This window comes from Rhizomicrobium sp., from assembly GCF_056722145.1.
In genome coordinates this window covers 1-8,527 of record NZ_JBWZET010000087.1, presented here as the reverse complement: position 1 = coordinate 8,527, position 8,527 = coordinate 1, and the positions used below count along the sequence as shown (strand labels likewise).

The following is an 8,527-nucleotide window of genomic DNA, read 5'->3' as shown; positions in this document are numbered from 1 at the left end:
CTGCCCAACTTGCCGCGCCCGCCGCAGCCGAAGGAGCCCGCGAAGCGCCGCCGGTCAACGCGGTCGAATCCATGATCGACATCAACCGCATCGAAGGCCAGGTGCGCGAGTCGTCGGTCAAGAAGGTCGGTGAAGTCGTCAACTCCCACCCCGAGGAGGCTCTCGCCATCCTCCGGTCGTGGTTGCATCAGCCGGTGTAGCCAATGTCCCGTCCCGTCAAAGCTGCCGTCAAAGACGATATCCGCTCGCTGACCGGGGCGGAACGGACTGCCATTCTGATGCTGGCGCTGGGCGAAGAACATTCCGCCAAACTCTGGCAGATGATGGATGACGACGAGATCAAGGAAGTCTCGCAGATCATGTCCAATCTGGGCACGGTCTCGGCTTCGCTGGTCGAAAAGCTGATGGTCGACTTCGTCAGCCAGCTCAGCGGTACCGGCTCGCTGATGGGCTCCTACGAATCGACCGAACGACTCCTGACCCGGATGATGGCGCCCGAGCGCGTCAGCCAGATCATGGAAGAAATTCGCGGTCCGGCCGGCCGCACGATGTGGGACAAGCTCGGCAACGTCAACGAGACGGTGCTCGCCAACTACCTCAAGAACGAATACCCACAGACCGTCGCGGTGGTGCTGTCGAAGATCAAGCCGGAGCATGCCGCCCGCGTGCTGGCGTCGCTGCCCGAGGAATTCGCGCTCGAAGTGGTGCAGCGCATGCTGCGCATGGAAAGCGTGCAGAAGGACATTCTCGACAAGGTCGAACGCACCCTGCGCGTCGAGTTCATGTCGAACCTCGCCCGAACCGCCAAGCGCGACGCCCATGAGATGATGGCCGAGATCTTCAACAACTTCGACCGCCAGACCGAAAACCGCTTCGTCACCGCCCTGGAAGAGCGCAACCGCGACTCGGCCGAGCGCATCAAGGCCCTGATGTTCACCTTCGAGGATCTCGGCAAGCTCGATCCCGGCTCGATCCAGACGCTGCTGCGTCATGTCGAAAAGGACAAGCTGGCGCTGGCCATCAAGGGCGCCACCGACTCCCTGCGCGACGTGTTCTTCTCCAACATGAGCGAACGCGCCGGCAAGATCCTGCGCGAAGACATGGAAGCGATGGGCCCGGTCCGGCTCAAGGATGTCGACGAAGCCCAGATGCGCATGGTCAATACCGCCAAGGACCTCGCCAACAAGGGTGAGATCATGATCGCCTCCAAGCAGGGCGAAGACGAGCTGGTGTATTGAGATGAGCCCCGAGCCGCAGAAATTCAAGTTCGACGTCGAGTTTCGCCCCGAAGGCGACTTGATCTCGAATGCCGCGCGCGCCCGCCAGCGCAAGGTTTTCACCCAGGAAGAACTCGACCACATGCTGAGCCGCGCCCGCGAGCAAGGCATGAAAATGGGCCAGGTGCGCGCCGCGGAAGCTGTCGCCGCCGCCGTGCAGCAACTCTGCGCCATCGTGCGCAACTCGGTCGATTCCGCCCAGCACCAAGTCGAAGACCTGCGCCGCGATGCCGCCGAACTCGCGCTCGTCTGCGCCAAGAAGCTCGCCCACCACGCGCTCGCGGCGCTGCCCGAGGCCGATATCGAGGACGCGCTGCGCGAAGCCGTACACCAGGCCATCACCGAGCCGCGCATCGTCCTGAGGGCGTCGCCGGCGGTGATTGGCTCCCTCAAGGACAAGCTTGAGGAAATCGCCCACGAGTCCGGTTACGAGGGCCGCATCGTCGCCACCGCGGAGCCCGGCATGATGGCCGGCGACTGCCGCATCGAATGGCGCGGCGGCGGCGCCGAACGCAGCATGGAACATCTCTCCGAAGCGATCGACGAAGTCATCGTCCGCCGCTTCTCGCAAATCGCCACGAAAGGATAAGCCATGGCCGGCAACGATGACGTCGATCTGCCCGACCTGAGCCACGAGCCCCAGGACAACTCTTCGCCGGCTCTGCTGCACGGCGATGGCGGTGCGGAAGCCGAGATCAAGCACACCGCCCAGGACCTCGAGGCGGTGTTCGACGTTCCGGTGACGGTTTCGGCCGTTCTCGGCAAGTCGGCGATGGAAGTCAGCCAGCTTCTCAAGCTGGCAAAAGGCACCATCGTCGAACTCGACCGCAAGGTCGGCGAGGCGATCGACATCTACGTTAATGACCGTTTGGTGGCCCGTGGCGAAGTCGTGCTGGTCGAAGACCGGCTCGGCGTCACCATGACTGAAATCATCAAGGCCGGCCAAAGCTGACCTGAAGCGAAAGGACCTACATAATGCGTATTCTCATCGTCGGCTCCCTCTCGGGTCAGATCGGACTTGCCACCAAGATCGCCATGGCGCGCGGCGCCAAGGTGACCCATGCCATCGACATCGAAATGGCGTTCGCAGCCCTGCGCGCCGGCTCGGGCTCCGACCTCGTCTTGTGCGACGTCGTGCTCGACATCTCGGCCCTGGTTCGCGGCCTGGCGGCGGAGCACATCTGCACGCCGGTGGTGGCCTGCGGCGTCGGCACCGATGCCCGCAAGGCGGTAGAAGCGATCCGCGCCGGCGCCAAGGAATACCTGCCGTTGCCGCCCGATCCGGAATTGATCGCAGCGGTGTTCGCGGCCGTCGCCGACGAATCGCACCAGATGGTCTACGAGGACGAAGCAATGACCAGTGTCATTGCCCTTGCCGACCAGATCGCGCCGTCGGATGCCTCCATCCTGCTCACCGGCGAGTCCGGATCGGGCAAGGAAATCCTCGCCCGTTACGTGCACCGCAAGTCGTCGCGCGCCGACAAGCCGTTCATCTCGGTCAACTGTGCCGCGATCCCGGAGAACCTGCTCGAATCCGAATTGTTCGGCCACGAGAAGGGCGCCTTCACCGGCGCCATCGCCCGCCGCGTCGGCAAGTTCGAGGAGGCCAACACCGGCACGCTCCTGCTCGACGAAATCAGCGAGATGGATGCCCGCCTTCAGGCCAAGCTGTTGCGCGCCATCCAGGAACGCGAGATCGACCGCGTCGGCGGCACCCGCCCGGTCAAGGTCGACATCCGCATCATCGCCACCTCGAACCGCGACCTGGCTGAGGCGGTCAAGAAGGGCATCTTCCGCGAAGACCTGCTCTACCGGCTCAACGTCGTCAATCTGCGCATCCCGCCGCTGCGCGAGCGCCCCAAGGACATTCTCGCGCTGGCCCGTCATTTCGCCCGCAAATATGCCGAAGCCAACGGCATGCCTTTCCGCCCGATCGCGCCGACCACCGAGCGCGTCCTGGTGCAGCATCCCTGGCCGGGCAACGTGCGCGAACTCGAAAACACGCTGCACCGCGCCGTGCTTCTGGCGAGCGGCAACGAAATCGCCCCGGAAGCGATCCGCCTTCCCGACGGCAAGCAGGTCGGCAGCGCCTCGTTCGCGGCCGGTGCTACCGATCTTCCCGCCCCGGTGCGCAATGCGGTCGAATCCGCTGCCGCGGTGACGCGCGGTCTGGTCGGACGCACGGTCGCCGACGTCGAACGCGATCTCATTCTCGACACGCTCGACCATTGCCTCGGCAACCGCACCCATGCCGCCAACATCCTCGGCATCTCGATCCGTACGCTGCGCAACAAGCTGCGCGAGTATTCGCAGGCCGGCATGGCGATCCCGGGTCCGGGCGAGCAGCGGGCGGCCGGCTGAGCCAGTTTGTTTCCTGTAATGTCACCGAGTTGAGTTTCTGATGGCAGACACCACCGCCGCCACACCGTCCGCGATCCCGGCGATCGTCCTTACCCCCGCCGGCATCCTGGACTTCATCAAGCGCAGCGACTTGATGCTGGCGATCGGCATCATGGCGATCCTGGTGGTGCTGATCCTGCCGCTGCCGACGCTGCTGCTCGACTTCAGTCTGGCACTGTCGCTCAGCTTCGCCATCCTGATCCTGATGACCGCCGTGTTCATCCGGCGGCCGCTCGAATTCTCGTCGTTCCCGGCGGTGCTGCTCATCACCACGATGTTGCGCCTGTCACTGAACCTCGCGTCCACCCGCCTCATTCTCAGTCACGGCAATACCGGCACCGCCGCCGCCGGCCATGTCATCGAGGCGTTCGGCAAGCTGGTCATGCAAGGCAACTTCGTGATCGGCATGATCGTGTTCGCGATCCTCGTGATTGTGAACTTCGTCGTCATCACCAAGGGTTCCGGCCGTATCGCCGAAGTCGCCGCCCGCTTCACCTTGGACGCCATGCCCGGCAAGCAGATGGCGATCGACGCCGATCTCAGCGCCGGCCTGATCGACGACAAGGAAGCCCGCAAGCGCCGCAAGGAGCTCGAATCCGAATCCAACTTCTTCGGCGCCATGGACGGTGCCTCCAAGTTCGTCCGTGGCGATGCCATCGCCGGCCTGCTGATCGTCGCCATCAACATCGTCGGCGGCATCATCGTCGCGGTGGCCCAGCACGGCATGAGCTTCGGCGACGCCACCAAGACCTTCACGCTGCTCTCGGTCGGTGATGGCCTCGTCGCCCAGATGCCGGCGCTGATCGTGTCGACCGCCGCCGGCCTGATGGTGTCCAAGGCCGGTATCGACGGCTCGACCGACAAGGCGCTGATGAAGCAGCTGTCGTTCTACCCCCAGGCGCTCGGCATGGCCGCGGCGGTGATGGGCGTCGTCGCGCTGCTGCCCGGCATGCCGCACATCATTTTCGCGATGCTGTCCGGCGGCATCGGCTTCCTGTCGTACAAGGCCTTCCAGCACAAAGCCGCGGAAGCCGCCAAGGAGCTGAAGGAAGTGGAGCAGACCAAGGTCGCCGAGACCAGCAAGGAAGAGCCGATCTCGTCGGCGCTGGCGCTCGACATGCTGCGCGTCGAACTCGGCTACGCCCTGTTGCAGCTGATCAACGACGTCAAGGGCCACCGCATCACCGACCAGATCAAGGCGCTTCGCCGCCAGCTTGCCCAGGACATGGGGTTCGTCATGCCGTCGGTGCGCATTCTCGACAACATGCAGCTCGGCGCCAACGAGTACCGCATCGCCGTCAAGGAAGTGGAGTCGGGGCGCGGCGAGCTTTATCCCGGCAACTTCCTCGCCATGGACCCGCGCGGGCTGCCCATCGATCTGCCCGGCACTCACACCACCGAGCCCGCCTTCGGCCTTCCTGCCACCTGGGTCACCTCCAGCCTGCGCGAGGAAGCCTCGTTCCGCGGCTACACCGTGGTCGATCCCGGCACCGTCCTCACCACCCACCTTACCGAAGTGCTCAAGAGCCACATGGCCGAGCTGCTCAGCTACGCCGAGACCAAGAAGCTGCTCGACGACCTGCCGCCCGAGCACAAGAAGCTGGTGGAAGAACTCATCCCGTCGCAGATCTCGGTCACCGGCGTCCAGCGCGTGTTGCAGACGCTGCTCGGCGAGCGTGTTTCGATCCGCGATCTGCCGGCGATCCTGGAAGGCATTGCCGAGGCCGTCGGCCATACCAAGAACGCGCTCTACATCACCGAGCACGTCCGCGCCCGCCTGGCGCGCCAGATCTGCAACGCCAACATGTCGCCCAACGGCTACCTGCCGCTGATCGCGATGTCGCCGGTCTGGGAACAGGCCTTCGCCGAATCCATCATCGGCCAGGGCGAAGACCGCCAGCTGGCGATGGCGCCGAGCCAGTTGCAGCAGTTCATCACCCAGGTGCGCGACCGCTTCGAGGAAGGCACCGCCAAGGGCGAAGTGCCGGTGCTGCTGACGAGCCCGCAGGCCCGCCCGTTCGTGCGCTCGATCATCGAACGGTTCCGCGCCCAGACGGTGGTGATGAGCCAGAACGAAATCCATCCGTCCATCCGGCTGAGAACCTTGGGGCAGGTGTAGCGCGTCATGCAACTTCGCACCTTCCTCGCCAAAGACATGAAAGAGGCCCTCGCCGCGGTCCGCACCGAGATGGGCTCGGAAGCGGTCATCGTCGCCAGCCAGTCGGCCAAAGGCGGCGGCGTCATGGTGCGGGCCGCCTTGGAAGACCCCGAGCCTGCGGCCGTTGCCGACGAGCCGGCACCGCGCCAACCGACGCGGCCCGAAGATATCGACGCGGCGTTCCAGGCGACCATGATCCGCCGGCTGCGCGAGAAGAATTCGGCTCTGCCCGGGCGCAGGAAATTCGACCGCACCGAACTGATCACCGCCTTCGCCCGCGGCCGCCTGCCCGAGGCGCTAGGCCATGCGCTGGCCGAAGCCGCCGCCAAGACCGGGCTCACCGACATGACGCTGGCGCTGGCCGCCGCCATCGACCAGAAGATGCTGTCGGCCCCGATCGATTTTTCCGGCGCGCGCGCGTTTCTCCTCGCCGGACCGAACGGCGCCGGCAAGACTGCGGTGGCCGCCAAGCTCGGTGCCCATGCCCGCCTCGCCGGACGCGCCGTGCGCCTCGTCGCCCATGACGTCACCGGGGCCGGCGCGGTGGCGCGGCTGAAAGACTTCGCCGACCATCTCGACGCCCAGATCGTCACCGCGGAATCGGCCTTCGCGCTCGCCGCCACCATCGGCAATGCGGTGCGCGACAATGCTCTCGCCATCGTCGATACCGCCGGCTTCGATCCGCGCCAGCCCAAGGCCGCCTCCGCCTTCTCGGCGCTGGCCGACATCGAGGCGGTGGAGACCATCGGTGTGCTGTCGTGCCTGACCGACAGCGAAGAGGCCGGCGAAATGGCCGCGGCGCTGGCCAAGCTCGGCGCCTCCCGCCTGATCCTGACCCAGGCCGACATGACCCGGCGCTACGGCGCCCTGGCCGCCGCCGCGATGACGCCCACTCTCGCGGTCGGATTTGTCACGCGCTCGCCGTTCGTGGCGGGTGAACTCGAACATTTGACGCCGCTGGCGCTCGCCCGCCTGCTGGTCGAACATGAAGGTGCGCAATGAGCCTCACAGGACCCCGATTGACCGCGATCGGCTCGGGCAAAGGCGGCACCGGCAAAACCTTCATCGCCCTGACGCTGGCGCAGGCCTTCGCCGATCTCGGCGAGCGGGTGATGCTGTGCGACGCCGATCTCGGCCTGTCCAACACTGCCGTCCATCTCGGCCTCGGCCAAAGCGGCGACCTGCCGGGGTATCTGGCCGGACGCACGCCGTTGAAGGCGGCGACGGTGGCGGTGGAAACCGCCGGCCACGCCAAATTCGATCTCCTCGCCGCCCCCGCCGGTACCGGCTTTCTTGCGGACGCCGACAAGGCGGTGGTGGAACGCCTCGCTGAGTTGTTGCGCCATGCGCCGTACTACGACCGCGTGCTCGTCGATCTCGGCGCCGGCATCGGCGAAGCGGTGTTGACGCTCGCCGCCCAGGCCGACGACGTGGTGACGGTGATGACGCCCGATCCGGCGGCGCTGACCGACGCTTATGCCTTCATCAAGCTGGTGCTGAAACGCACCGGCGGCCGCGCCCCGGCGCTGGTCGTCAACGAGGCGAGCAATGCGGCGGAGGCCAAACGCAGCGCCGACGCCCTGATCACCTCGGCCCGCAGCTTCCTCAAAGCGACGCCGGCCTATCTTGGTTTCGTACCGGCCGACATGCGGGTGGTGGAGGCGCTGCGCCGCCAGACCTCGCTGTGGGTCGCCTATCCGCAAAGCCCGGTGCTCACGGCGGTGACGGCGCTGACCGGCCTGCTCGGCGGCCAGTCGACCCGCATCCGCGCCACCGGCTCGATGCGGTAGCTGGTCATTGACCGGCGAACGGTACGGACTCCACCCGTCGTTTCAGTTCGGCGTTCATCTGACGATAGCCCCTTTCGGTAGGGTTCAGCATCTTGCCGAGCAACAGCGTCAGTGGTCCGCGAAACCGTTCAATCTGGCGAAATCTGGTGCCGCCAGCCGGATGCGGTTCGAGCAGGAATGTATGGTCGCCCCAGTACATGAACCACAGGAAGCGTCCACCCCACCGGATCTCCCGAAACGGACGTACCGCATAAACTTTCGGTTTGAACACCATCGGGTCCAGACCGGGCGGAACCACTTTTATGCGGATCGACCTGCCTTCGACGAGATCGCCCTCGACCGTCGGGATGAACGTGTTCCAGGATTGCCAGTCCCGGACATTCGCCAAGACCTGCCAGATCCGTTCGGCGGACGCATCGATGTCGATCCACGTTTCAAGCTCTTTCGACAGAAAGCCGGAAGAAAGTCTGCCGCCTGAGCGATCCATTTTTTCCATGTCTCATCCAAGTTATCCGACCGGCAACGGGCTGACGCGCCGGGACCCATTAAATACGCCAAAAGGCGGGATGTCCCGCCTCCTGCAAAGGCTTTGGCGCACGGCACGCCCGGTTTGGTGAGCGCGAACGACGGCACCGCAAGCTTCTCCCTTGGCTACCTGGGGACGGACATGGGGCGAACCGGCCGCGTCACGGCATCGCCGCTCGACGGCACCTCAGCCTGTCCGACGACCCTCGGAACGCACGGGCGCATCCCTTCGCCGGTATGACGTTGCAAACCGCGTAGGAAAAAGGTTTTGCAGGCCGCGATTTCTTCGCGCGCCTCTTGGTCGGGCCACTCTCCAAAAACAACTCGGTATGGAGATTGGGTGCAGTACTGACAGTTTCAAGATGGTGCGACAATTG

General features: G+C 65.2%; 8 protein-coding genes and 1 pseudogene. 8 read left to right on the top strand and 1 reads right to left on the bottom strand.

The genetic code is table 11. The features are described 5' to 3' along the window. The 8 genes and pseudogenes from AC1P6P_RS05075 to AC1P6P_RS05040 form a co-directional block, all read left to right on the top strand. Nucleotides 1-200, top strand: a pseudogene (locus AC1P6P_RS05075) (flagellar basal-body MS-ring/collar protein FliF); the annotation flags it as partial. Nucleotides 201-203: 3 nt separating this feature from the next. Then, nucleotides 204-1,238 (top strand): flagellar motor switch protein FliG, encoded by a 1,035-nt coding sequence (gene fliG, locus AC1P6P_RS05070; RefSeq protein WP_481401351.1) that lies wholly within the window; start codon nucleotides 204-206, stop codon nucleotides 1,236-1,238. A 1-nt stretch (nucleotide 1,239) separates the two neighbouring features. Continuing rightward, entirely contained in the window at nucleotides 1,240-1,866 is a 627-nt protein-coding gene (locus AC1P6P_RS05065) for a FliH/SctL family protein (protein ID WP_481401350.1), read from the top strand. A gap of 3 nt (nucleotides 1,867-1,869) precedes the next feature. Next, nucleotides 1,870-2,229 (top strand): flagellar motor switch protein FliN, encoded by a 360-nt coding sequence (fliN, locus tag AC1P6P_RS05060; RefSeq protein ID WP_481401349.1) that lies wholly within the window; start codon nucleotides 1,870-1,872, stop codon nucleotides 2,227-2,229. Nucleotides 2,230-2,252: 23 nt separating this feature from the next. Beyond that, on the top strand, nucleotides 2,253-3,638 hold the full coding sequence (flbD, locus tag AC1P6P_RS05055; protein WP_481401348.1) for a sigma-54-dependent transcriptional regulator FlbD: 1,386 nt from the start codon (nucleotides 2,253-2,255) through the stop codon (nucleotides 3,636-3,638). 40 nt (nucleotides 3,639-3,678) lie between these two features. After that, entirely contained in the window at nucleotides 3,679-5,796 is a 2,118-nt protein-coding gene (gene flhA / locus AC1P6P_RS05050; protein ID WP_481401347.1) for a flagellar biosynthesis protein FlhA, read from the top strand. A 6-nt stretch (nucleotides 5,797-5,802) separates the two neighbouring features. Continuing rightward, on the top strand, nucleotides 5,803-6,837 hold the full coding sequence (locus AC1P6P_RS05045) for a flagellar biosynthesis protein FlhF (RefSeq protein WP_481401346.1): 1,035 nt from the start codon (nucleotides 5,803-5,805) through the stop codon (nucleotides 6,835-6,837). Further along, on the top strand, nucleotides 6,834-7,625 hold the full coding sequence (locus AC1P6P_RS05040) for a nucleotide-binding protein (protein ID WP_481401345.1): 792 nt from the start codon (nucleotides 6,834-6,836) through the stop codon (nucleotides 7,623-7,625). The genes AC1P6P_RS05045 and AC1P6P_RS05040 overlap by 4 nt, the downstream gene beginning before the upstream one ends. Nucleotides 7,626-7,629: 4 nt before the next feature. On the opposite strand, the gene AC1P6P_RS05035 is transcribed toward AC1P6P_RS05040, so the two are convergent. Beyond that, nucleotides 7,630-8,121, bottom strand: coding sequence for an SRPBCC family protein (locus AC1P6P_RS05035; RefSeq protein WP_481401344.1), 492 nt, complete (start codon nucleotides 8,119-8,121; stop codon nucleotides 7,630-7,632). Between the last annotated feature and the right edge of the window lie 406 nt (nucleotides 8,122-8,527).